The sequence below is a fragment of the Mycobacterium hippophais genome (assembly GCF_027529605.1).
Taxonomy (GTDB): domain Bacteria; phylum Actinomycetota; class Actinomycetes; order Mycobacteriales; family Mycobacteriaceae; genus Mycobacterium; species Mycobacterium arseniciresistens.
Genome location: NZ_JAPZPY010000004.1, coordinates 210,190 through 234,246 on the forward strand (window position 1 = coordinate 210,190; position 24,057 = coordinate 234,246).

At 70.1% G+C, this 24,057-nt stretch carries 21 protein-coding genes; 14 read left to right on the forward strand and 7 right to left on the reverse strand.

Going from position 1 to position 24,057, the window contains the following annotated elements:
* Window position 1: 1 nt before the first annotated feature.
* On the reverse strand, window positions 2-946 hold the full coding sequence (locus O6P37_RS12340) for an asparaginase (protein ID WP_269894330.1): 945 nt from the start codon (window positions 944-946) through the stop codon (window positions 2-4).
* A gap of 43 nt (window positions 947-989) precedes the next feature.
* On the opposite strand from O6P37_RS12340, the gene lspA reads away from it, so the two are divergent.
* From lspA to dnaE, 7 genes are all read left to right on the forward strand, one after another.
* Window positions 990-1,616 carry a signal peptidase II gene (lspA, locus tag O6P37_RS12345; RefSeq protein ID WP_408633158.1) on the forward strand — a complete coding sequence of 209 codons (627 nt, stop codon included), beginning with the start codon at window positions 990-992 and terminating at the stop codon, window positions 1,614-1,616.
* Entirely contained in the window at window positions 1,616-2,545 is a 930-nt protein-coding gene (locus O6P37_RS12350) for an RluA family pseudouridine synthase (RefSeq protein ID WP_269894331.1), read from the forward strand. Before lspA ends, O6P37_RS12350 begins: the two co-directional genes overlap by 1 nt.
* On the forward strand, window positions 2,542-3,474 hold the full coding sequence (gene rarD, locus O6P37_RS12355) for an EamA family transporter RarD (RefSeq protein ID WP_269894332.1): 933 nt from the start codon (window positions 2,542-2,544) through the stop codon (window positions 3,472-3,474). The genes O6P37_RS12350 and rarD overlap by 4 nt, the downstream gene beginning before the upstream one ends.
* Window positions 3,475-3,514: 40 nt before the next feature.
* Window positions 3,515-3,895 (forward strand): YciI family protein, encoded by a 381-nt coding sequence (locus O6P37_RS12360; RefSeq protein WP_269894333.1) that lies wholly within the window; start codon window positions 3,515-3,517, stop codon window positions 3,893-3,895.
* A gap of 52 nt (window positions 3,896-3,947) precedes the next feature.
* Window positions 3,948-5,105: an RNA polymerase sigma factor gene (locus O6P37_RS12365; RefSeq protein ID WP_408633162.1), complete on the forward strand. Its 1,158-nt coding sequence runs from the start codon at window positions 3,948-3,950 to the stop codon at window positions 5,103-5,105.
* Between the two features lie 58 nt (window positions 5,106-5,163).
* Window positions 5,164-5,820, forward strand: a complete 657-nt coding sequence (locus O6P37_RS12370) for a TetR/AcrR family transcriptional regulator (protein ID WP_269894335.1) — start codon at window positions 5,164-5,166, stop codon at window positions 5,818-5,820.
* A 64-nt stretch (window positions 5,821-5,884) separates the two neighbouring features.
* Window positions 5,885-9,439, forward strand: a complete 3,555-nt coding sequence (gene dnaE, locus O6P37_RS12375; RefSeq protein WP_269894336.1) for a DNA polymerase III subunit alpha — start codon at window positions 5,885-5,887, stop codon at window positions 9,437-9,439.
* On the opposite strand, the gene O6P37_RS12380 is transcribed toward dnaE, so the two are convergent.
* Window positions 9,436-9,873 carry a PPOX class F420-dependent oxidoreductase gene (locus tag O6P37_RS12380; protein WP_269894337.1) on the reverse strand — a complete coding sequence of 146 codons (438 nt, stop codon included), beginning with the start codon at window positions 9,871-9,873 and terminating at the stop codon, window positions 9,436-9,438. The genes dnaE and O6P37_RS12380 overlap by 4 nt on opposite strands.
* 54 nt (window positions 9,874-9,927) lie before the next feature.
* Here O6P37_RS12380 and O6P37_RS12385 point away from each other — a divergent pair, with 54 nt between their 5' ends.
* Window positions 9,928-10,347, forward strand: a complete 420-nt coding sequence (locus O6P37_RS12385; RefSeq protein ID WP_269894338.1) for a MerR family transcriptional regulator — start codon at window positions 9,928-9,930, stop codon at window positions 10,345-10,347.
* An 8-nt stretch (window positions 10,348-10,355) separates the two neighbouring features.
* Window positions 10,356-10,775, forward strand: coding sequence for an SRPBCC family protein (locus tag O6P37_RS12390; RefSeq protein ID WP_269894489.1), 420 nt, complete (start codon window positions 10,356-10,358; stop codon window positions 10,773-10,775).
* A 1-nt stretch (window position 10,776) separates the two neighbouring features.
* Here O6P37_RS12390 and O6P37_RS12395 read toward each other — a convergent pair whose 3' ends face one another.
* Window positions 10,777-11,007, reverse strand: coding sequence for a hypothetical protein (locus tag O6P37_RS12395; protein WP_269894339.1), 231 nt, complete (start codon window positions 11,005-11,007; stop codon window positions 10,777-10,779).
* An 88-nt stretch (window positions 11,008-11,095) separates the two neighbouring features.
* Here O6P37_RS12395 and O6P37_RS12400 point away from each other — a divergent pair, with 88 nt between their 5' ends.
* The 4 genes from O6P37_RS12400 (at window position 11,096) to O6P37_RS12415 (ending at window position 14,288) form a co-directional block, all read left to right on the forward strand.
* Window positions 11,096-11,533 carry a nitroreductase family deazaflavin-dependent oxidoreductase gene (locus tag O6P37_RS12400; protein ID WP_269894340.1) on the forward strand — a complete coding sequence of 146 codons (438 nt, stop codon included), beginning with the start codon at window positions 11,096-11,098 and terminating at the stop codon, window positions 11,531-11,533.
* A gap of 57 nt (window positions 11,534-11,590) precedes the next feature.
* On the forward strand, window positions 11,591-12,868 hold the full coding sequence (ilvA, locus tag O6P37_RS12405) for a threonine ammonia-lyase IlvA (protein ID WP_264015646.1): 1,278 nt from the start codon (window positions 11,591-11,593) through the stop codon (window positions 12,866-12,868).
* Between the two features lie 90 nt (window positions 12,869-12,958).
* Window positions 12,959-13,828 (forward strand): RNA polymerase sigma factor SigJ, encoded by an 870-nt coding sequence (gene sigJ, locus O6P37_RS12410; RefSeq protein ID WP_269894341.1) that lies wholly within the window; start codon window positions 12,959-12,961, stop codon window positions 13,826-13,828.
* Window positions 13,829-13,838: 10 nt separating this feature from the next.
* A complete protein-coding gene (locus tag O6P37_RS12415; protein ID WP_269894342.1) occupies window positions 13,839-14,288 on the forward strand; it encodes an SRPBCC family protein in 450 nt (149 codons plus the stop codon).
* Between the two features lie 19 nt (window positions 14,289-14,307).
* Here O6P37_RS12415 and treZ read toward each other — a convergent pair whose 3' ends face one another.
* The 4 genes from treZ to O6P37_RS12435 are packed head-to-tail and all read right to left on the reverse strand — an operon-like array spanning window position 14,308 to window position 22,661.
* Window positions 14,308-16,032 carry a malto-oligosyltrehalose trehalohydrolase gene (gene treZ / locus O6P37_RS12420; protein WP_269894343.1) on the reverse strand — a complete coding sequence of 575 codons (1,725 nt, stop codon included), beginning with the start codon at window positions 16,030-16,032 and terminating at the stop codon, window positions 14,308-14,310.
* Window positions 16,025-18,328 carry a malto-oligosyltrehalose synthase gene (gene treY / locus O6P37_RS12425; RefSeq protein WP_269894344.1) on the reverse strand — a complete coding sequence of 768 codons (2,304 nt, stop codon included), beginning with the start codon at window positions 18,326-18,328 and terminating at the stop codon, window positions 16,025-16,027. Before treY ends, treZ begins: the two co-directional genes overlap by 8 nt.
* 3 nt (window positions 18,329-18,331) lie before the next feature.
* Window positions 18,332-20,494, reverse strand: coding sequence for a glycogen debranching protein GlgX (glgX, locus tag O6P37_RS12430; protein WP_269894345.1), 2,163 nt, complete (start codon window positions 20,492-20,494; stop codon window positions 18,332-18,334).
* A gap of 4 nt (window positions 20,495-20,498) precedes the next feature.
* Window positions 20,499-22,661 (reverse strand): acyltransferase family protein, encoded by a 2,163-nt coding sequence (locus O6P37_RS12435; RefSeq protein WP_269894346.1) that lies wholly within the window; start codon window positions 22,659-22,661, stop codon window positions 20,499-20,501.
* 91 nt (window positions 22,662-22,752) lie between these two features.
* Between O6P37_RS12435 and O6P37_RS12440 the strand changes: the two genes are divergently transcribed.
* Window positions 22,753-24,042 carry an adenosylmethionine--8-amino-7-oxononanoate transaminase gene (locus O6P37_RS12440; protein WP_269894347.1) on the forward strand — a complete coding sequence of 430 codons (1,290 nt, stop codon included), beginning with the start codon at window positions 22,753-22,755 and terminating at the stop codon, window positions 24,040-24,042.
* Window positions 24,043-24,057: the final 15 nt, after the last annotated feature.

Here is a 24,057-nt window from a genome sequence, read left to right on the forward strand (position 1 = left end):
GTCATCCCCAGCGGCCGAGGACATCGGGAACCGGCGCTCCGGCCGCCAGTGCGGCCATCACCAGCACCCGTGCCTGCGACGGGCGCACCCGGGGGACCGGAACGGCGCCTGCGTCGACCAGCGCGCGCCCGGGGCCGTAGCCGGGGCTGACCCGGCCGCCCGGCACCCGGGTGGACACCGCGACCGTCAGCCCCGAGCTGCACAGCCGCCGCACCTCATCGACCACCGCCCGGCCGGCATTGCCGGCGCCGAGCGCCTCGAGCACGATCGCGTGCGCCCCGGCATCCGCGCACGCCGCCATCGCCACGCCGTCACTGCCCGGGTAGACCGCGACGATGTCGACCCGCGGGGCCGCGCCTGCCGACACCGGGCCCAGGTACGGCCTGGTCTTGTCGGCGGTGCGGACGAACGCACCGTCCTCCACCGCGCCCACCGCCCGCCCAGCGAAGCCCCGCAGATCGCCGGTCGCCACCTTCTGCAGGCCGAGCGGCTGCCACACCGTGCCCGCGAAGCTCAGGACCACGCCGGCGTCGCGGGCGTCCGGGTGCGCCGCCACGGCCAGCGCGTCGCGCAGGTTGCCCGGGCCGTCGGCGTCGGCCGCGTCGGCACTGCGCTGCGCACCGGTCAGCACGACGGGAACCGTTCCGTCATAGGTGATCTCGACCCACAGCGCCGTCTCCTCCATAGTGTCGGTGCCGTGGGTGACGACGACGCCGGAGGCGCCCGCGTCGACCGCGTCGCCGACGGCCCTCCGGATGGTGTCCCAGTCGGGCGGGGTCAGCTCGGAGCTGTCCAGCGAGAGCGCGTCGACCCAACGCACGTCGTCGACGGCCGCGGCCCCCAGACCGGTCAGCAGGTCGGCGCCGCCGCGGGTCGGCCGCCGGACACCGGCGTCGTCGACGCTGGTCGCAATGGTTCCACCGGTGGTGATGACGACGAGGCTCACGTGCGGAATTCTTCCCCATCGGCCGGTTTGGGATGATGGTCCGGTGACTGACGAAACACCGGGCCCCCTCGACCGGGCGACCGGCGCCGCAGCCGGCGGCGACGCGGCGCCCGACGAGGCGCCGCCGAGGCGCCGGGTGCGGCTGCTGGTGAGCGTGGCCGCGGTGGTGCTGATCTGCGACATCGTCACCAAGGTGCTCGCCGTCAAGCTGCTGACACCCGGGCAGCCGGTGTCGATCATCGGTGACACCGTGACCTGGACGCTGGTGCGCAACTCCGGCGCGGCGTTCTCCATGGCCACCGGCTACACCTGGGCGCTCACCCTGGTCGCGACCGGCGTGGTGATCGGCATCATCTGGATGGGCAGGCGGCTGGTGTCGCCATGGTGGGCGCTGGGCCTCGGCATGATCCTGGGCGGCGCGACCGGAAACCTCGTCGACCGCTTCTTCCGCTCACCCGGCCCGCTGCGCGGCCACGTGGTGGACTTCTTCTCGGTGGGCTGGTTCCCCGTCTTCAACGTCGCCGACCCGTCGGTGGTCGGCGGCGCGATCCTGCTGGTGGCGCTGTCGCTGTTCGGCTTCGACTTCGACAGCCCGACGCGCCGCACACCCGAGACGGCGGCCGCGACGCCGGCCGACCGTCCCGCCGACCCGCCCGCCGACAACGCGTAGTGGCCACCAGGTCGATGCCGGTCCCCGAGGGGCTGAGCGGTATGCGGGTCGACGCCGGTCTGTCGAGGCTGCTGGGGCTGTCACGCACCGCCGCCGCGGCGCTCGCCGAGGACGGCGGAGTCGACCTCGACGGCGCCCCGGCCGGCAAGTCCGACCGGCTCACGGCGGGGGCGTGGCTGGAGGTGCGGCTGCCCGAGGCGCCGGCGCCGGTGGAGAACACCCCGGTCGACATCGAGGGCATGGACATCCTGTACTCCGACGACGACATCGTGGCGGTCGACAAGCCGCCCGGCGTGGCCGCGCACGCCACCGTCGGCTGGCACGGGCCCACGGTGCTGGGCGGGCTGGCCGCCGCGGGGTTCCGGATCAGCACCTCGGGCATCCACGAACGCCAGGGCATCGTGCACCGACTCGACGTCGGCACCTCCGGTGTGATGGTCGTCGCGCTGTCCGAACGCGCGTACACCCTGCTCAAGCGGGCGTTCAAGGAGCGCACCGTGCACAAGCGCTACCACGCGCTGGTGCAGGGTCACCCGGATCCGAGCAGCGGAACCATCGATGCGCCCATCGGCAGGCACCGCGGGCACGACTGGAAGTTCGCGGTCACCGAGGGCGGCCGGCACAGCGTCACGCACTACGACACCGTCGAGGCATTCCAGGCCGCCAGCCTGCTGGACATCGAGCTCGAGACGGGGCGCACCCACCAGATCCGCGTGCACTTCGCCGCGCTGCACCACCCGTGCTGCGGTGACCTGACCTACGGCGCCGACCCCACCCTCGCCCGCCGGCTCGGCCTGGAACGACAGTGGCTGCATGCGCGGTCGCTGGCGTTCGCGCATCCCGCGGACGGCAGGCGCGTCGAGATCACCAGCCCCTATCCCGCGGACCTGCGGCACGCCCTCGAGGTGCTGCACGACCACGCGCTGTGACCGGCGAGGCCCGCGGGGGGCGCGCCGGCACGCTGTTCGGCGTCGGCGCCTTCACCTGGTGGGGCCTGTGCCCCGGATACTTCCCGCTGCTGCTGCCCGCCGGGTCGGTGGAGGTGCTCGCCCACCGGATCGTGTGGAGCGCGGTGTGCATGGCGCTGGTGCTGCTGGTGGTCCGCCGTTTCGGCGACCTGCGCAGGCTCCGTGGGCGCGCCTGGCTGCTGCTGGCGGCCGCCTCGGTGCTGATCGCCTTGAACTGGGGGGTCTACATCTACGCCGCGACCAACGGTCACGTCGTGGACGCCGCGCTCGGTTACTTCATCAACCCGTTGGTGACTGTCGCCCTCGGCGTGCTGGTGTTCCGGGAGCGCATCGGCAGGTGGCAACTCGTCGCGCTGGCGCTCGCCGTGGTGGCGGTGGTGGTGCTCACGGTGGGCGTGGGCACCCCGCCCTACATCGCCGGTGTCCTCGCGGTGTCGTTCGCGCTGTACGGCGTGGTGAAGAAGGTGGTGGTGGCCGACCCACGCGTCAGCGTGGCCGTCGAGAACTTCATCTCGCTGCCCGTGGCAGCCGGCTATCTCATCGTGCTCGCGGTGCTGGGGCAGGGACACTTCCCGCACGAGGGGACCGCGCACTCCGTGCTGATGGTGCTGTCGGGTCCCATCACCGCCGTCCCGCTGCTGCTGTTCGCCGCGGCCGCGCAACGGTTGCCGCTCGTGACGATCGGCCTGCTGTTCTACCTGAACCCGGGTCTGCAGATGGTGTGGGGCGTGCTGGTCGGCCACGAACCGATGCCGGTCGCCCGGTGGGTCGGCTTCGCGCTGATCTGGACGGCGCTCGCGGTGATGACGTTGGACGCACTGCGCAGGAAACCGGCCGCGGGGGATGCGCTGCCTGTCGATCCGGCGGCGTCCGGATCGTCATCACGGTGACACCGCAGAACACGGTGCGCACCGCGACCAAGGAGGAGCCATGCAGTACTGCCTGATCACCCACTACCAGGAGGCGTCGGAGGCCGGCGTGCCCGAGGAGGCGCTGGCCGAGGGTCGGGCCGCCTTCGCCCGCTACGCCGACGACCTCGACGCCGCGGGCGTGCTCGTCGGCACTCAGGTGCTGCAGTCCGCCACGGCCACCACCACCGTATCCGCGAGGACCGGCACCGTCGACATCCAGGACGGTCCGTTCGCCGACACCAGGGAGCGGCTGGGCGGCATCTTCGTGATCGACGTGCCGGACCTCGACGCGGCGATCGGGTGGGCGCAGCGCAACCCGGCGGCGCACTTCGGTTCGGTCGAGATCCGTCCGGTGGCCGTCACCTATGCCCGTGGCCGCGGCTGGTACACCCCTGAGTGAGAGCCTGCCCGCCGCACGGCTCGCCCAGCTCACCTGCGAGTCGTACGGCCGGCTGCTCGCTGTGCTGGCCGCGCCGGGCCGCGACATCGCCGCCGCGGAGGACGCGCTGGCCGACGCCCTCGAACGCGCCCTGCGGCGCTGGCCGGCCGACGGGGTCCCGGCCAATCCGGAGGGCTGGGTGCTCACCGTCGCACGCAACCGGCTGCGCGACACCTGGAAGTCCGCGGCCCACCGGAACACCCGGCCGCTCACCGCGACCGAGGAGCCGGTGGCGGACGCCGGCGAGCCGGTCACGATCCCGGACAGCCGCCTCGAGCTGATGCTGGTGTGCGCGCATCCCGCGATCGCGGCCGACGTCCGCACGCCGCTGATGCTGCAGACGGTGCTCGGCGTCCGGGCCGCCGACATCGCCGCGGCGTTCGCCGTCGAGCCCGCGACGATGGCGCAACGGCTGGTGCGGGCGAAGAAGCGCATCCGGGATGCCGGGATCCCGTTCGCCGTACCGGATCCCGCAGAGCTGGCGGTCCGCCTGCCCGCTGTGCTCGAGGCGGTCTACGGGGCGTACGCCATCGACTGGCCGGCCATCGACTGTCCGGCCGGCGACGTGCCGCAGACGCTGTCCGCCGAGGCGCTGCACCTGGCCGACGTGCTGACCGAACTGATGCCCGACGAGCCGGAGGTGCTCGGCCTGGCGGCACTGATCTGCCTCGGCGAGGCACGCCGCACGGCCAGGCGTGGCCGCGACGGGTCGTTCATCCCGCTCGACGAGCAGGACACCGCACTGTGGGACGCCCGGCTCATCGCGCGCGGCGAGGACCTGCTGCGGCGTGCGCACACCCGGGGCAGGCCGGGCCGGTTCCAGTACGAGGCGGCGATCCAGTCGGCGCACTGCGCGGGCAGGCACGGGCCGGTCGACCTGGAGGCGCTGCGGCGGTTGCACCGGGCGCTCATGCGCGTGGCGCCGTCGCTCGGCGCGGCGGTGGCGACCGCGGCCGTCGAAGCGCGGATCGACGGGCCCGCGGCGGGGCTGCGGGTGCTCGACGCGATCACCGAACCGGCGGTCGTCCGATTCCAGCCGGCCTGGGCGACCCGCGGCCATCTGCTCACCGCGGCCGGCCGGCCCGAGGAGGCGGCGGCCGCGTACCGACGCGCCATCGAGCTGACCACGGACGCCGGCGTGGCCGCCCATCTGCGGCGACGCATGCCCTGACCGGCCACGGCGCCGCGGACCGTTGCCATGATCAACGCCGATGCCATACGGTTTGCTCGTGCAGCGAGGGGGTCGCAGCGTGCCGGCTGCGCGGGGGCGTGGTCGCCCGGTCGGCGCCGACTCCGCGCAGACCCGCCGCCGCATCGTGCGTGCCGCGCGCGAGGTGATCAACCAGCGCGGCTACCCGGCGATGACGTTCCAGGCGATCTCCAAGCACACCGGACTGAGCCGGCCGACGCTGCACTACTACTTCGCCACCCGCGAGGACGTGTACCGCGCCGTGATTGAAGAGGCGAAGTCGATGCTCACCTCGGCTGTCGAGCGGGCGCTGGCGCACGACGCGCTACTCGACCGGCTGGCCACCTTCTTCGTCGCTCTGCAGGAGGCCGAACACCGCGACCGCTCGACCATCGCCTTCACCATCTCGGCCCGGCTCGAACCGCAGCGCAACCCCGAGCTGCTGCCGTTCAGCGCGCCGTCGCCGGTGCGGCAGTTCCTCACCAGGGTGGTCGAGGACGGCGTCGCGCACGGCGAGATCCGGGCCGACGCCGACACTGCAGGGATCGTGTCGATGCTGCACGTCGTGATGTGGGGCCTCGGGTGCTACGCGAGCTTCGTCGCACGTCCCGACGACATGGAACCGGTGACGCAGCAGCTGGTCCGGTTGTTCGCCGGCGGGCTGCCCACCAACCACGCCGGCGACCGGCCGGCTTGAGGCCGAAGACACGCATCGCGACACGCCGAGCGGTGTCGGAGGTCGGTCATAGACTGGCCACCCTATGAGCGGTTCATCGTCTAAGTCCTCGGGGTCGTTTGTTCACCTGCACAACCACACCGAATACTCGATGCTCGACGGTGCCGCGAAGGTAAAGCCGATGCTCGCCGAGGCGCAGCGGCTCGAGATGCCTGCGATCGGGATGACCGACCACGGCAACATGTTCGGCGCCAGCGAGTTCTACAACGCCGCCACCGACGTCGGGATCACGCCGATCATCGGGGTGGAGGCCTACATCGCCCCGGCGTCGCGGTTCGACACCAAGCGGGTGCTCTGGGGCGACCCGAGTCAGAAGAGTGACGACGTGTCGGGCAGCGGCTCGTACACGCACATGACGATGGTGGCCGAGAACGCCACCGGCCTGCGCAACCTGTTCAAGCTGTCGTCGCTGGCCTCGTTCGAGGGGCAGCTCGGCAAGTGGTCGCGGATGGACGCCGAGATCATCGCCGAGCACGCCGAGGGCATCATCGCCACCACCGGCTGTCCGTCGGGCGAGGTGCAGACGCGGCTGCGGCTCGGGCACGAGCGCGAGGCGCTGGAGGCGGCGGCCAAGTGGCGGGAGATCTTCGGGCCGGAGAACTTCTTCCTCGAGCTGATGGACCACGGCCTCGACATCGAGCGCCGGGTCCGCGAGGGACTGGTGGAGGTGGGCCGCAAGCTGTCCATCCCGCCGCTGGCCACCAACGACTGCCACTACGTCACCCGTGACGCCTCCCAGAACCACGAGGCGCTGCTGTGCATCCAGACCGGCAAGACGCTGTCGGACCCCACCCGCTTCAAATTCGACGGCGACGGCTACTACCTGAAGTCGGCGGCGGAGATGCGGGCGCTGTGGGACCAACAGGTCCCCGGCGCGTGCGACTCGACGCTGCTCATCGCCGAGCGCGTGCAGTCCTACGCCGAGGTGTGGCAGCCGCGCGACCGGATGCCGGTCTTCCCGGTGCCCGAGGGTCATTCGCAGGAGAGCTGGCTGCGGCACGAGGTGAGCGCCGGCCTGGAGCGCCGCTTCTCCGGCGGAACGGTGCCGCAGGAGTACCTCGACCGCGCCGACTTCGAGATCAAGGTCATCTGCGACAAGGGTTACCCGTCGTACTTCCTCATCGTCGCCGACCTGATCAACTACGCCCGCTCGGTGGACATCCGGGTGGGGCCGGGGCGCGGATCGGCGGCGGGCTCGCTGGTGGCCTACGCGATGGGCATCACCAACATCGACCCGATCCCGTACGGGCTGCTGTTCGAGCGGTTCCTCAACCCCGAGCGCGTCTCGATGCCCGACATCGACATCGACTTCGACGACCGCCGCCGCGGTGAGATGCTGCGCTACGCCGCCAACAAGTGGGGCAGCGACCGGGTGGCCCAGGTCATCACCTTCGGCACCATCAAGACCAAAGCGGCGCTGAAGGATTCGGCGCGGGTGCACTACGGACAGCCCGGCTTCGCGATCGCCGACCGGATCACCAAGGCGCTGCCGCCGCCGATCATGGCCAAGGACATCCCGCTCTCGGGCATCACCGATCCGGCCCACGATCGGTACAAGGAGGCCACCGAGGTCCGCGGGCTGATCGACACCGACCCCGACGTGCGGACCATCTACGAGACCGCGCGCGGGCTCGAGGGCCTGGTCCGCAACGCCGGCGTGCACGCCTGTGCGGTGATCATGAGCTCCGAGCCGCTGGTCGACGCCATCCCGCTGTGGCGGCGGCCGCAGGACGGCGCGGTGATCACCGGCTGGGACTATCCGTCGTGCGAGGCCATCGGCCTGCTGAAAATGGACTTCCTGGGCCTGCGGAACCTGACGATCATCGGCGACTGCCTGGAGAACATCAGGGCCAACCGGGGCATCGACCTCGACCTGGACACCGTGCCGCTCGACGACCCGGCGGCCTACGAACTGCTCGGACGTGGCGACACGCTGGGTGTGTTCCAGCTCGACGGCGGGCCGATGCGCGACCTGCTGCGGCGGATGCAGCCGACGGGGTTCGAGGACGTCGTCGCGGTGATCGCGCTGTACCGGCCGGGGCCGATGGGCATGAACGCCCACAACGACTACGCCGACCGCAAGAACAACCGTCAGGCCATCAAGCCGATCCATCCCGAGCTCGAGGAGCCGCTGCGCGAGATCCTCGCCGAGACCTACGGCCTGATCGTCTACCAAGAGCAGATCATGCGCATCGCGCAGAAGGTGGCCGGCTACTCGCTCGCTCGAGCCGACATCCTGCGCAAGGCCATGGGCAAGAAGAAGCGCGAGGTGCTGGAGAAGGAGTTCGAGGGCTTCTCCGACGGCATGAAGGCCAACGGGTTCTCCGCGGCGGCGGTCAAGGCGCTGTGGGACACCGTGCTGCCCTTCGCCGACTACGCGTTCAACAAGTCCCACGCCGCCGGGTACGGGCTGGTGTCCTACTGGACCGCGTACCTGAAGGCCAATTACCCGGCCGAGTACATGGCGGGTCTGCTCACCTCCGTCGGCGACGACAAGGACAAGGCCGCGGTCTATCTGGCCGACTGCCGCCGGCTGGGCATCACCGTGCTGCCGCCGGATGTCAACGAGTCGGTGCAGAACTTCGCCTCGGTCGGTACCGACATCCGGTTCGGGCTCGGCGCGGTGCGCAACGTCGGCGCGAATGTGGTGGCGTCGCTGGTGAACACGCGCGCCGCGAAGGGCAAGTACACCGACTTCTCGGACTACCTGAACAAGATCGACATCTCGGCGTGCAACAAGAAGGTGACGGAGTCGCTGATCAAGGCCGGCGCCTTCGATTCGCTCGGCCATCCCCGCAAGGGCCTGTTCCTGGTGCACACCGACGCGGTGGACTCGGTGCTTGGCACCAAGAAGGCCGAGGCGATGGGGCAGTTCGACCTGTTCGGCGGCGCCGACACCGCGACCGACGCGGTGTTCACCATCAAGGTGCCCGACGAGGAGTGGGAGGACAAGCACAAGCTCGCCCTGGAACGGGAGATGCTCGGGCTGTACGTGTCCGGGCACCCGCTCAACGGGGTGGCCCATCTGCTGGCCAACCAGGTCGACACCCAGATCCCGGCGATTCTCGACGGTGACGTCGCCAACGACGCGCAGGTGCTGGTTGGCGGCATCCTCGCCTCGGTGAACCGGCGGGTGAACAAGAACGGATTGCCCTGGGCCTCAGCGCAACTCGAGGATCTCACCGGCGGCATCGAGGTGTTGTTCTTCCCGCAGACCTACTCGTTGTTCGGCGCTGAGATCGCCGACGACGTGGTGGTGCTGGTGAAGGCGAAGGTGGCCGCCCGGGACGACCGGATCGCGCTGATCGCCCACGAACTGGTGGTGCCCGACTTCTCCAGCGCGCAGGTGAACCGCCCGCTCGCGGTGAGCCTGCCGACGCGCCAGTGCACCGTGGACAAGGTGAGCGCGCTCAAGGCGGTGCTGGCCAACCACCCGGGGGTGTCGCAGGTGCACCTGCGGCTGATCAGCGGTGAGCGCATCACCACCCTGGAACTGGATCAGGCGCTGCGGGTCACCCCGTCACCGGCGCTGATGGGCGACCTGAAGGCGCTGCTCGGCCCGGGCTGCCTCGGCGGTTAGAGGTCGATCCGGACGATCGCGCTGTCGTGCCAGAGGTGGCGGGCGCGCGCCCGTCGCATCTTCTCGCGCCACGGCAGGTTGCTGTGCACGTTGCGCACGCCCGGGATCTTCAGCAGCGGGACCACGTTGTACTGCCAGCCGTAGCGGCGGCGCAGCAGCTCGTCGGCCGCTGCGGCAGGGGCGCCGGCCAGGATCGTCGCCCGCCCGTCGACGGTCCCGGCTTCGGGGCTGACGCGGCCCCGGTGGTCGCACACCCGCAGTTGCACGCGTGGGTCGTGGGTCAGTCGGCGGGTCTTCGGGCCGATCTTCGTGCGGAACACCAGCGCGGAGCCGTCGAACGCGAACCAGATCGGGGTGTCGACGGGGGTGCCGTCGCGACGGTAGGTGCGCAGCAGCGCGTAGCGGGAGTGTCGGAGGTCGTCGACGGTCTGCATGGTGTCGAGTCCAGCACTTAGAGTTGACTCCAAGTCAAGAGGGGGGCGGGGGCGATGACGGCGAGCCTGACGATCGGCGAGGTGGTCCGCCGTGCGGGGATCGCGGCGACCACACTGCGGTACTACGAGCAGATCGGGCTGCTGGCGCCCGCGGCACGGGTGGGGGGTCAGCGCCGTTACGGCGACGCGATCCTGGCCCGGCTCGAAGTGATCCGGCTGTGCAAGACGGCGGGATTCGCACTGGAGGACATCGCCGTGCTGTTCGCCGACGATGTGCCGGGGCGGCCCGTCAGCCGGGCGCTGGCGCGGTCGAAGCTCGCCGAGATCGACGCCAGGATAGACGAGTTGCGCCGGGCGAGGGAGATCGTCGAGTGGGGGATGGCGTGCACCTGTCCCTCGATCGACGACTGCACATGCGGGGTGCACGCGATCGGCTCGGCGACGCACGGCGGCTGCGTCACGATGGACCGGTGACCGACGACATGACCGGCGACACCGCGCAGACCTCTCGTCACATCGGGGTGTGGATCGACGCGCCGCCGGAGGTGGTGTACGCCTTCGCCTCCGACCCGGAGCAGATGCCGCGCTGGGCGGCGGGACTGGCCGCGGGTGAGCTGCGGCGAAGCGACGAGGGCTGGGTGGCCGACTCGCCGATGGGGCGGGTGAGCGTCGAGTTCGCGCCGGTCAACGAGTTCGGCGTGATCGACCATGTCGTGCGGCTGCCGTCCGGCGAAGCGGTGTACAACGCACTGCGCGTCGTTCCCGCAGGAGTCGGTGTGCCGCGCTGCGAGGTCGTGTTCACCGTGCGGCAGCGTGCCGGGATGACCGACGAGCAGTTCCAGGCAGACGTCGCGGCGGTGACCGCGGACCTGCAGGAACTGCGCAGGCTGCTGGAGCGCTGAGCTACTGGCGGTCGGTGCAGAAGACGCCGAGGCCGAGCCAGGCGATGGTGGCCGCCGCGGCACCGGCCAGCACCGCAGGCGCGGCGCTCATGGTGGCGACGCCGACGATCACGGTCACAAAGGCGCCGAGCATCAGCGCGATCACCTTGTACGCGGGCCATGGCACACCGGCGACGCTCACATCGCACGTCGCACGGGCGACCGTGGAACGGAGATGGCCTGCGGTGGTCATAGTTCGAGGGTACCTCTCAACCATGGTTTCGGCCAGCCGAGACTCTCAATACGGGCACCGGCTTTCTGTACCCGCCTAAGCTTGTTTCATGCCGCTGACCGGAGAATACGAACCGAGCACGTCGGACTGGGCACGCGAGAACGCCGAGCAGTACATGGCCTCAGGGGGCACCGAGGGCACCGAGTTGAAGGGCCGCCCCGTCATCCTGCTGACCACCGTCGGCGCCAAGACCGGCAAGCTCCGCAAGACCCCGCTGATGCGGGTGGAGAACAACGGGGAGTACGCGGTGGTGGCGTCGCTCGGCGGCGCGCCGAAGCACCCCGTCTGGTACCACAACATCAAGAAGAACCCGCGCGTCGAACTGCAGGACGGTCCGTCCACCCGCGACTACGACGCCCGCGAGGTGTTCGGCGACGAGAAGGCCGAGTGGTGGGAGCGGGCCGTCGAGGCGTGGCCGGAGTACGCCGAGTACCAGGAGAAGACCGACCGGGAGATCCCGGTGTTCGTGCTGAGCCCGGCCGAGTAGACCGGGCCGGGCAAAACCGGCTGTACCCCTGCGACGGGCGGATGGCACCATTGAGCGGTGTCCGCCGACCTGAGCCAGCCCGTCACGTCGCCGTTGACCGCGGCCGACATCGACGAGGCCGCCGCGCGGATCGCCGACATCGTGGTGCGCAGCCCGCTGCACCTGTCCGAACGGCTGTCCGAGGCCACCGGTGCGACGGTGTACCTCAAGCGCGAAGACCTGCAGGCGGTCCGGTCCTACAAGCTGCGGGGCGCCTACAACCTGCTGATGCAGCTGTCCGACGCCGAACTGGCCGCCGGCGTGGTCTGCTCCTCGGCCGGCAACCACGCCCAGGGCTTCGCGCTGGCCTGCCGGTCGATGGGCATCAGGGGCCGGGTGTACGTGCCGACCAAGACGCCCAGGCAGAAGCGTGACCGCATCCGCTACCACGGCCGCGAGTTCATCGACCTGATCGCGGTCGGCGCCACCTACGACCTGGCCGCGGCGGCCGCCCTCGACGACGTGGCGCGCACCGGTGCCACGCTGATCCCGCCGTACGACGACCTGCGCACGATGGCAGGCCAGGGCACCATCGCCGCGGAGATCCTCGACCAGCTCGACGCCGAGCCGGACCTGGTGATCGTCCCGGTCGGCGGCGGCGGGTGCATCTCCGGCATCACCACCTATCTGGCCGAGCGCACCACCAACACCGCGGTGCTCGGTGTGGAACCGGCGGGTGCGGCGGCCATGATCGCCGCCCTGGCCGCCGGCGAACCGGTCACCCTCGACCATGTCGACCAGTTCGTCGACGGCGCCGCCGTGAACCGCGCGGGCAGGCTGCCGTTCGCCGCGCTGACCGCCGCGGGGGACATGGTGTCGCTCACCACCGTCGACGAGGGCGCGGTGTGCACCGCGATGCTGGACCTTTACCAGAACGAGGGCATCATCGCCGAGCCGGCCGGGGCGCTGGCGGTGGCGGGGCTGCTGGAGGCGACGGTCGAGCCGGGGACCACGGTGGTGTGCCTGATCTCGGGCGGCAACAACGACGTGTCGCGCTACAACGAGATCCTCGAGCGCTCGCTGGTCCACCTCGGGCTGAAGCACTATTTCCTGGTCGACTTCCCGCAGGAGCCGGGCGCGCTGCGCCGCTTCCTCGACGAGGTGCTCGGTCCGGGCGACGACATCACGCTGTTCGAGTACGTCAAGCGCAACAACCGGGAGACCGGCGAGGCGCTGGTCGGCATCCAGCTCGGCTCGGCCGCTGACCTCGACGGGCTGCTGGTCCGCATGCGCAGCTCGGACATGCATGTCGAGACGCTGGAGCCGGGTTCGCCGGTCTACCGCTACCTGACCTGAACCGGCTCGTGACGACGGTCACATGTTGCCGTGTCACGATTCGACGTCCGCGCGGTGTCTATATGCCAGGACGTCGACGGGAGGGGGCAGGTGTCGGACTCTGTGTTCGTCGATCACCGACCGCTGCTGTTCGCGATCGCCTACGAGATCGTGGGCACCGTGGTGGACGCCGAGGACGTGCTACAGGAGAGCTACCTCCGGTGGCGCGACGTCGACCGGGCGTCGGTGGCCCAGCCGCGCAACTATCTCGCCCGCATCGTGGCGCGCCAGGCCCTCAACCACTTGCGGACGATCCACCGGCGGCGGGAGAACTATGTGGGCAGCTGGCTGCCCGAGCCGGTGGCGACCGGTCCGGCCCTGACCGACGATGCCGGCCTCGCCGCTTCGGTGTCGATGGCGATGATGATCGTCCTCGAGTCGCTGACGCCCGACGAGCGGGCGGTCTTCGTGCTGCACAACGTCTTCGGCTTCGCCCTGACCGAGATCGCAGAAATCACCGGCAAGTCCGACGCCGCGGTGCGGCAGATCGCCCACCGGTCCCGCGCCCATGTCCATGCCCGCAGGCGACGATTCGAACCGGAGCCCGAACTCGCCGAACAGGTCGTCACCAACTTCCTGGTCGCGGCGCACACCGGTGACCTCCAGTCGTTGATGGACCTGCTGGCGCCCGACGTCGTGCAGATTTCCGACGGCGGCGGTAAGGCCGCCGCGGCGCGGCGGCCGATCACCGGGGCACGCGCCGTCGGACAGTTCTGCATCGGCGTCGCCCGTACCGCGCCGGCGCTCCGCGTGGAGTTCATCCGCTGCAACGCGATGCCGGCGGCCCTGTTCCGGGACGGCGATGCGGTGCATCAGCTGCTGCTCTTCGAGATCGTCGACGCGCGTATTCACGGCATCTACGCGGTGCGCAACCCGGACAAGTTGGGCAACGCCAACCACCTCCGAGAACTGTTGCGCTGAAAGGATAAACATGCACGTCATCACCGTCGAACGACACGTCGCGGCAACCCCCGAGGAGGTCTTCGACTGGTGCGCGGACAGCACGAACTACGAGCGCACGGTGTGGGTGCTCAGGGACACCCTGACCCAGCCCGGTCGCGACGCCCGCTACGGCGTCGGGGCGGTACGCGTGCACACCTGGTTGATCGGCCGCTTCCACGAGCGCATCACCCGTTACGACGCGCCGAGGTCGTTCGACTACGTCGTCGACAAGAGCGTCCCGCCCTCGCGCCACGACGGCGGCACCATGGAGTTCACGCCGGTCGCGGGCGGGACGCTGATCACCTGGACCACCCGGGTCCAGGTGGCGCTACCGGTCGCCGCCGATGCGGTGACCCGAATCCTGGTGGCGCCGGTGTTGAGACTGGTGTTCGGGCGCATCCTCGCCGCGTGCGCCGGCGATCTCGAGAAGCGCGTCTGAGCTCACTCGGCGACGTCCCTCAGGCGGTGCGCAGCACCGCGAAGGAGTGCCCCGGCAGCCGGGTCGAGTCGCCCTCCACCGCCGGCTCGTCCCAGGAGAGCACCACCTCGCCCGTGACCGGAACGGTTACCGGGTCGGCGCCGAGGTTGCAGGCGACGGCGAACGCGCCGCGGTGCATCACGAGCCAGCGCTGCTCCTCGTCGTAGTCCACCCGCAGGTGATCCAGCCACGGATCGGCGAGGTCGGGTTCGCGGTGCCGCAGCGCGATGAGATCGCGGTAGACGGCCAGCATCCGGGCGTGGTCGCCGCCGGCCACCTCGTCCCAGTCCAGCTTGGAGCGCAGGAACGTCTCGGGGTCCTGCGGGTCGGGGATCTCGTCGGCGTCCCAGCCGTGTTCGGCGAACTCCGCCTTGCGGCCCTCCGCGGTGGCCCGCGCGAGTTCCGGTTCGGGGTGGGAGCTGAAGAACTGGAACGGTGAGGACGACGCCCACTCCTCACCCATGAAAAGCATGGCGGTATAGGGCGATCCGAGTGCCAGAGCCGCCTTGACCGCGAGCTGACCGGGCTCCAGGTTCTGCGACGGGCGGTCGCCGACGGCGCGGTTGCCGACCTGGTCGTGGGTCAGCGTGTACGCGAGCAGCCGGGTGGCCGGGATCGATGAGGTGTCCAGCGGCCTGCCGTGCCTGCGGTGCCGGAACGACGAGTACGTGCCCGCGTGGAAGTACCCGTTCCGCAGCGTCTGCGCCAGCGTCTCGAGCGAGCCGAAATCACCGTAGTAGCCCTGTGTCTCGCCCGACACCGCGGAGTGGATGGCGTGGTGGATGTCGTCGTCCCACTGTGCGGTCATCCCGAGGCCGCCCCGCTCGCGTGGTGTGATCAGCCGCGGATCGTTCTTGTCGCTCTCGGCGATCAATGACAGTGGCCGGCCGAGTTCGGCTGAAAGCGCGTCGGTTTCGGCGGACAGTTCCTCGAGGATGTGGATCGCCGTGGTGTCGACCAGGGCGTGCACGGCGTCCAGCCGCAGTCCGTCGGCGTGGAACTCGCGCATCCACCGCAGGGCGCAGTCGATGATGTAGCGGCGCACCTCGTCGGCGTCGGCGTCGGCGATGTTGATCGACTCGCCCCACGGATTGCTGCCGCTGGACAGGTACGGGCCGAACCGGGGGAGGTAGTTGCCCGACGGTCCGAGGTGGTTGAACACCGCGTCGATCAGCACGCCCAGTCCGCGCCGGTGGCAGGCGTCGATCAGCCGGATCAGGCCGTCGGGGCCGCCGTAGGGTTCGTGCACCGCGTACCAGAGCACGCCGTCGTAGCCCCAGCCGTGGGTGCCGCCGAATGCGTTGACCGGCATCAGCTCCACGACGTCGACACCGAGATCGACCAGGTGGTCCAGCTTGTCGATCGCCGCGTCGAAGGTGCCCGCCGGGGTGAAGGTGCCGACGTGCAGCTCGTAGATCACCGCACCCTCGATCGACCTGCCCGCCCAGTCGGAGTCGGTCCAGGCATCGGCTGCGGGCCGCCAGCGCTGCGAACGCTCGTGCACGCCCTCGGGCTGGCGCGGTGACCGGGGGTCGGGCAGCACTTTCGGGTCATCGTCGAGCACGAAGCCGTACCGCGCGTCGATGCGGGCGTCGACGTCGGCGCGCCACCAGCCGTCGCCGGAGGCGACCATCGGATGCAGCGTGCCGTCCACATCGAGGCGCACCCGCTCGCGCCGCGGCGCCCACACCGCGAACTCAACCATTGGCTCGCTCCAGCAGCGCCACGGGCAGGTCGGCGAACAGCTCGCTCACCGGGACCGAACCGCTGAACCGTCCGCCGCCGATCCGGTCGGTCCACTCGCCCGCGGGGAGCGGCAACGCCGTGTCGCCCCAACCGGATTCGGTGAGCCCGACACTGTGCCGGGTCACCGCGGTGAGCACGTCGGCGCCACGGGTGAAGGCCAGCACGTGCTGGGCGGCCGCGCCGTCGGCCAGCACCGGCCGGTAGTCACCGGAGAGGAACGCATCCGGACGCTCGCGGCGCAGGTGCAACGCCTCGCGCACCACCCGGATCTTGGGATGGGTGGCCGCCTCCAGCGCCGCCCGCCGCTCGGCGTAGTCGACCGGCCGCCGGTTGTCCGGATCCACCAGGCTGTCCTCCCACAGTTCGGTGCCCTGATACACGTCGGGCACGCCGGGTGCGGTGAGGGCCACCAGTTTCTGCCCGAGGCTGTCGCTGCGCGCATGCCGCTCGAGCTGTTCGAGCAGCCGGGTCAGTTCGGCGCCGACGGGTCCGTCGAGCACGGTGTCCAACCAACGGTGCACCGCCGATTCGAAGGTCTCGTCCGGGTCGTTCCACGTGGTGTGCAGCGCGGCCTCGCGGATGGCCTTCTCGGCGTAGCCGTGCAGCCGTTCCCGCAGCTCGGGCGTCACCTTGCCGTCGGCGGGCCAGACGCCGAAGACGTTCTGCAGCAGGAACATCGCGGTGCCGGAATCGGGTGGCGAGGTGCGCTCCAGCCAGGCCTCGACGTACTGCGCCCAGAGTGCGGGCACCTGCGAGAGCACCCCGATACGGGCCCGCACATCCTCACCGCGCTTGGTGTCGTGCGTGGTGAGCGCGGTCATCGCAGACGGCCACAGCCGGGCGCGGGCGTCGGCGCGCTGGTGGAACTCCGCGGTGCTGACCCCGAACTTCTCGGGTTCGTTGCCGACCTCGTTGAGCGACACCAGCCGGGCGTCCCGGTAGAACAGGCAGTCCTCCATCGACTTGGCGGTGGAGGCGCCGCACAGCTGTTGCAGCCGCACCGACGTCTCGCGGTTCGCGGTGACCGCCGTGCTCAGGATCGCCAGCGGTTCGGCGAGATCCGGGCGTTCGGCGACGGTCTCCTCGACGGCGACGGGCAACACCAGCGACAGCGACGGGTAGTCCGACCGGTACACGCCGATGTGGCTCAGCAGGGCGGCGATCGCGGTGGGCAGCTGCGGGTGGTCGACGCCCGTCGCGCCCGTCACGGTGCGATGCAGCCGGGCCAGTTCGCTGCCCAGCGTGTCGGTGACCGCCTGCGCCTTGAGCCTGCGGGCCTCCGCGGGGGTCGACGCGTAGTCCACCCCCGTGGACTCGTAGAGCTCGGTCAGCGGCGCCTCGCCGGCCGGGTCGAGGAACACCCCGCCTACCTCGCGCAGCGCGTCGTAACCCGTCGTCCCGGCGACGGGCAGGCCCAGATCGAGCGGTTCGTCGACGGCCAGGATCTTCTCGATCACGATCCAGGCGTCGTCGCCGAGCAGGTCACGCAGCCATGCCAGGTAGCCGGCCGGGTCGGACAGGCCGTCGGGATGGTCAATGCGCACACCGTCGACCAAACCGTCGGCCACCCAGCGACCCACCTCGGTGTGGGTGGCCTCGAACACCGCCCGGTCCTCCTGGCGCAACCCCGCCAGCGAGGTGATGGAGAAGAACCGCCGGTATCCGCAGATGCCGTTGCGCCAGCCGATCAGGCGGTAGTGCTGCCGGTCGTGCACCTGCGCGCCGGTGGCGTCCTGGCCCGCGGTGCCCGGCGCGATCGGGTAGGCCAGATCGCCGAGGCGCAACACCGGTTCGTCACCGCTGTGGTCGACCACCAGGTCGGCGACGTCGTCGTCGGAGCCCAGCACCGGCAGCACGATCCGGTGATCGGGATCGAGATCCCAGTCGATATCGAAGTAGGAGTGATACGCGGAGTCGCGGCCGTGCGTGAGCAGGTCCCACCACCAGGCGTTCTGGGCGGGGGAGTCGACGCCGACATGGTTGGGCACGATGTCGACCACCAGACCCATGCCGCGTGCCTTCGCGGCCGCGGACAGCCGTGCGAGGCCGTCGGGGCCGCCGAGCGCGTGGGACACCGTGGTGGGGTCGGTGACGTCGTAGCCGTGGGTGGACCCCTGCGCCGCGGTCAGGATCGGCGACAGGTAGAGGTGCGAGACACCCAGCGCGTCCAGGTAGTCGAGCACGTTCTCGGCGTCGGCGAACGTGAAGCAGTCGCCGCGCATCTGCAGTCGGTACGTCGAGAGCACGCGATCCATCGGTCAGGCCGTCTTGCGCAGCACGAGAACCGAACGCGCGGGCAGCGAGATCTTCTCGCCCGCGGCCACCACCAGGTCCGTGGCGCCGGTGGGATCGGCCGTGTCGAGCTCGGCGGTCCACTCGTTGGCGTAGAAGCCCTCCGGCGCGGCGAAGTCCTGCACGCGGTCATGGGCGTTGAAGCACAGCAGGAAGGAGTCGCCGACCACCCGCTCGCCGCGCGCGTTCGGTGCGAAGATCGCCTCGCCGTTGAGGAACACCGCGACGCACTTGCCCAGCCCGGTGCCCCAGTCCTGCGGCGTCATCTCCGTGCCGGCGGGTGTCAGCCACGCGATGTCGCGCACCTCGTCGCCGCTGCGGATCGGGTTTCCTTCGAAGAACCGCCTGCGCCGGAACACCGGGTGCTTCTTGCGCACCCCGATCACCTTGCGGGTGAAGTCCAGCAGGTCGGCGTTGGTCTCGCACAGCGACCAGTCCATCCAGGCGATGTCGGAGTCCTGGCAGTACACGTTGTTGTTGCCGCGCTGTGTGCGGCCGATCTCGTCGCCGTGCGCGATCATCGGCGTGCCCTGCGACAACATCAGCGTCGCCAGGATGTTGCGCATCTGCTTGCCGCGCAGCGCCGTGATCTCGGGATCGTCGGTCGGCCCCTCCACGCCGCAGTTCCAGGACCGGTTGTGGCTCTCGCCGTCGCGGTTGTCCTCACCGTTGGCCTCGTTGTGCTTCTCGTTGTACGACACCAGGTCGTTCAGGGTGAAGCCGTCGTGGCAGGTGACGAAGTTGATGCTGGCGCTGGGCCGGCGTCCGGTGGCCTCGTAGAGGTCGGACGATCCGGTCAGCCGCGAGGCGAACTCGCCGAGGGTCGCGGGCTCGCCCCGCCAGTAATCACGCACAGTGTCGCGATACTTCCCGTTCCACTCGGTCCACAAACCTGGGAAATTGCCGACCTGGTAACCGCCTTCGCCGATGTCCCACGGTTCGGCGATCAGCTTGACCTGACTGACCACCGGGTCCTGCTGCACCAGGTCGAAGAACGCCGACAGCCGGTCCACGTCGTAGAACTCGCGGGCCAGGGTGGAGGCCAGGTCGAAGCGGAATCCATCGACGTGCATGTCCAGCACCCAGTAGCGCAGCGAGTCCATGATCAGCTGCAGGGTGTGCGGGTGGCGGGCGTTGAGGCTGTTGCCGGTGCCGGTGAAGTCCTTGTACAGCCGCAGGTCGCCGTCGAGCAGCCGGTAGTAGGCCGCGTTGTCGATACCGCGGAAGTTGATCGTGGGCCCGAGGTGATTGCCTTCGGCGGTGTGGTTGTAGACGACGTCGAGGATGACCTCGATGCCCGCCTCGTGGAAGGCCTTCACCATCGTCTTGAACTCGGCGACGGCGCCGCCGGCGTGCCGGTTGGACGCGTACTGGTGATGCGGAGCGAAGAACCCGAAGGTGTTGTAGCCCCAGTAGTTTCGCAGTTCCAGGTCGAGCAGCCGGTGATCGTGCATGAAGGCGTGCACGGGCATCAGTTCGATCGCGGTGATGTTCATCGACTTGAGGTGGTCGATGATCACCGGGTGGGCCAGGCCCGCATAGGTGCCGCGCAGCTCCTCCGGGATGCCTGGGTGGGTCTGCGTCATGCCCTTGACATGGGCCTCGTAGATCACCGTCTCGTGATAGGGCGTGCGCGGCGCCCGGTCGGATCCCCACTGGAAGAACGGGTTGATCACCACGCTGGTCATGGTGTGCCCGAGTGAATCCAGCTGCGGCGGCGTGCCACCGGAGGCGAGGTCGTCTGCGGTCAGGTCGTAGGAGAACAGCTCCTGGCCGAAGTCGAAGTCGCCGTGGAAGGACTTGCCGTAGGGGTCGAGCAGCAGCTTGCTCGCGTCGCACCGGTGCCCGGCGGGCGGGTCCCAAGGCCCGTACACGCGGAATCCGTAGCGCTGTCCCGGGGTGACGGTGGGCAGGTAGGCGTGCCACACGTATCCGTCGACCTCTTCGAGGTCGATCCGCTCCTCGGTGCCGTCCTTGGCGATCAGGCACAGTTCGACGCGGTCGGCGACCTCGGAGAACAACGAGAAGTTGGTGCCGGCACCGTCATACGTGGCGCCGAGCGGATAGGACTCGCCCGGCCAGACGGTGGTGGCGCTGCGCGGCTTCGGCGCGGGGGATGCTGCGGTCACGGGGTCACCACCAGCCGGTGGCAGCGGCGATCTGTCGTCCCAGTTCGTTGGTCATGGTGCGCATGTACGTTGCCGAGATGTGGTGAGAGTCGTGATACAGCAATATGTTTCCCTCCACTGCGCGACAGTAGTCCTGGCGACACACCGCGTCGCTCAGGTCGAGGGCCTTCAGCATCGGGAATTGAGCGACGAAGTCGAGTGTCGGGTTGTGGTCGGAGAGTACCTCGGCCCGCTTGATGCCGCAGGAGATCGCATCGCCGCCGTCGGCCAGGCAGTCGGCCGGGAAGTACGGCTCGCCGTCGCGCACCAGCCAAGGCGTGTCGCGCATAGCGAGGATCGGAATCCGGTTCTGCGACAACCTTTCCCAGATACCGAGGTAGCTCGGCGGCATGACGTCGCCCGGCTTGGTGATCCACGGCCGGGTCGAGGTGGTGAACACGTAGTCGGGGTGGTCGGCGATCAGCTTGTCCATCACCCGTTCGTTCCACTGATGGCACTTCGGGTACGGCCGGTTGTCGCCCATCACCAGCGGCACCTCTTCGGTGGTGAGCGGGCAACCCATCTTCAGGTAGGTGACCACCCTGAAGTTGTGCAGCCGGCCGAGCAGGTCGAGCGCGGTGACCCAGTGCTCGGCGTGCGATCCGCCTGCCAGGGCGATGGTGCGGGTCGCGGTCTTGTCGCCGTAGGTGCAGTTGATCACACCGATGTTGTCGAAGTCGCTGATGCAGCCGTCGTTGGTGGTGGCGGGCAGGTCCTTCTTGGCCTCCAGCACGGTGGGCCGCATCGGTAGCTTGGGCACCTTCGCCTGGTTGAGCAGCGCGCGAGCACCGGGGTAGTCGCGGGCCGACAGGCCGGACAGCTCCTTGCCGCTGGCACGTTCGACGGTGACGTGTTCGCGCCACGTGAACGAGGTCGCCGTCAGCGCCACGCCGAGCAGCGCGACCACCGAGCCGAGCACGATCGTCGGCCTGCGCAACCGCTTGCGCAGAGGCACCGCGGGGCTGGTCGCCGCAGGCGCGCGGTAGCGGAGCGGCTCCTCGATGTAGCGGGTGGTCAGCCAGGCCAGCACACCCGACACCAGCAGCACGCCCGCGCCGTCGAGGAAGCTCGCGCGCTGGTGGCCGGTGTAGGAGAGCCAGAAGATCAGCAGCGGCCAGTGCCACAGGTACAGGGAGTAGGCCATCGCACCGAGGGCGACGAACGGCGCGGTGGCCAGCAGCCGGTTGGGGGCGGGCAGCCGGCCGCCGGTGTGCGGGTCGGCGAGCCGGTTGGCGGCCGACAGCACGAACAGGATGGTGGCGCCGACCGGCACCAGCGCCCAGGGGCCGGGGAACTCCTTGACGCCGTCGATCAGCGCGCCGCAGGCGAGGATCGCCGCCAGCGCGACTGTCGCAACGATCGTCCGCAGCCACATCGGCCAGCGCACGTACTGCACCAGCGCGCCCGCCAGCGCGCCGAGCAGCAACTCCCAGGCCCGCGCGAAACTGTTGTAGTAGGCGGTGGCCTGGTCGGCGTCGTGCGCGAAGATCGCGTACACGAACGACGCGACGGTCAGCGTGGTGAGCACCACCACGAACACGGCCTTGAGGTGGCGCCGCAGGACGCGGCGCAGCAGCATGGCCAGGCCGAGGATCAGCGCCAGGAAGGCGATGTAGAACTGGCCCTGCACCGACATCGACCAGATGTGCTGCAGCGGGCTGACCGTCTCGCCTGCCCGCAGGTAGTCCGACGCCGTGTTGGCCAGCTCCCAGTTCTGGTAGTAGCCGAGGCTGGCCAGGCTCTGGTCGGCGAAGGTCTCCCACCGGGTCTCGGGCTGGACGAGGATCGTCAACACCGCGGCGGCGGCCAGCACCACCACCAGCGCCGGGAGCAGCCGCCGCCCCAGCCGGATGACCTCGCGCCCCGGCCGAAGGGTCACGCCGGGGGTGAGCGCCGCGCGCAGCAGACGGCCGCCGAAGAAGAAGCCCGACAGCGCCAGGAAGACGTCGACACCGCCGGAGACGCGGCCGAACCAGATGTGGAACACCGCCACCATCACGATCGCGACACCACGAAGACCGTCGAGGTCGTGTCGGTAGAAGCCCGACGTTCGGGAACCCATGGAGGCGCGCGGCGCGGAACCGATCTCGGTGGCGGGCGCCGGCCTGGGGGCGGCGAGGGTGATCATGGTCGAGAAGCAATTTACCCAACTTCTGCCGATGACTCATGTCGCGGTGGTCGCCGCCCGCCGCCCGAGCAAAGAAGTAGGCTCGTAGCCCGTGCCCCTGACGCCCGCGGAGATCAGTGCGATCGACGCCGCCCACGTGTGGCACCCCTACAGCACGATCGGCGCCGAGGCGTTCCCGCCGGTGGTCGCGGTCGGTGCGCGGGGCGCCCAGCTGACCGTGGTGCACGAGGGGCGCGAGCTCGAGGTGCTCGACGCGATGGCGTCGTGGTGGACCGCCATCCACGGTCACGGACACCCGGTGCTCGACGCGGCGATCGTCGACCAGCTGGCGACGATGAACCACGTGATGTTCGGCGGCCTCACCCACGAGCCGGCGGCCCGGCTGGCGCAGCTGCTCGTCGAAGTGACGCCCGAGGGCCTGGACACGGTTTTCTTCTCCGACTCCGGCTCGGTGTCGGTCGAGGTGGCCGCCAAGATGGCGCTGCAGTACTGGCGCAGCCTCGGCAGGCCCGGCAAGCACCGGCTGATGACGTGGCGCGGCGGCTACCACGGCGACACGTTCACCCCGATGAGCGTGTGCGACCCCGAGGGTGGCATGCACTCGCTGTGGACCGACGTGATGATGCGGCAGGTGTTCGCGCCGCCGGTGCCCGCCGACCACGATCCCGCCTACTCCGCGGAGTTCGAACGCCTGCTGGCCGCCCACGCCGACGAGGTGGCGGCGGTGATCGTCGAGCCGGTGGTGCAGGGTGCGGGCGGGATGAGGTTCCACGACCCGCGCTACCTGGTCGACCTGCGGGACATCTGCGACCGGCACGGGGTGCTGCTGATCTTCGACGAGATCGCCACCGGTTTCGGGCGCACCGGCGAGCTGTTCGCGGCCGATCACGCCGGCGTGCGGCCGGACGTGATGTGCGTCGGCAAGGGACTCACGGGCGGGTACATCACGCTGGCCGCCACGCTGTGTACCTCCGAGATCGCGCACACCATCAGCGCGGGGGAGCCCGGCGCGCTAATGCACGGGCCGACGTTCATGGCCAACCCGCTGGCGTGCGCGGTCGGGGTGGCCTCGGTGGAGCTGCTGCTCGCGGGGGACTGGCGGGCCCGGGTGCGTGCCATCGAGGCGGGTCTGCGCACCGGGCTGGCGCCGGCGCGGGAGGTGACGGGCGTCGCCGATGTGCGGGTGCTCGGCGCGATCGGGGTGATCCAGCTGGACCGGCCCGTCGACGTGCCGGTGGCCACCGTGACCGCGCTGGAGCACGGGGTGTGGCTTCGGCCGTTCCGCGACCTCGTCTACGTGATGCCGCCCTACATCTGCGATGCCGGCGAGGTCGACCGGATCACCGCGGCGATGGTCGCGGTCGCCCGTGCGCTAACCTGAACGGTGTTCAAGTCG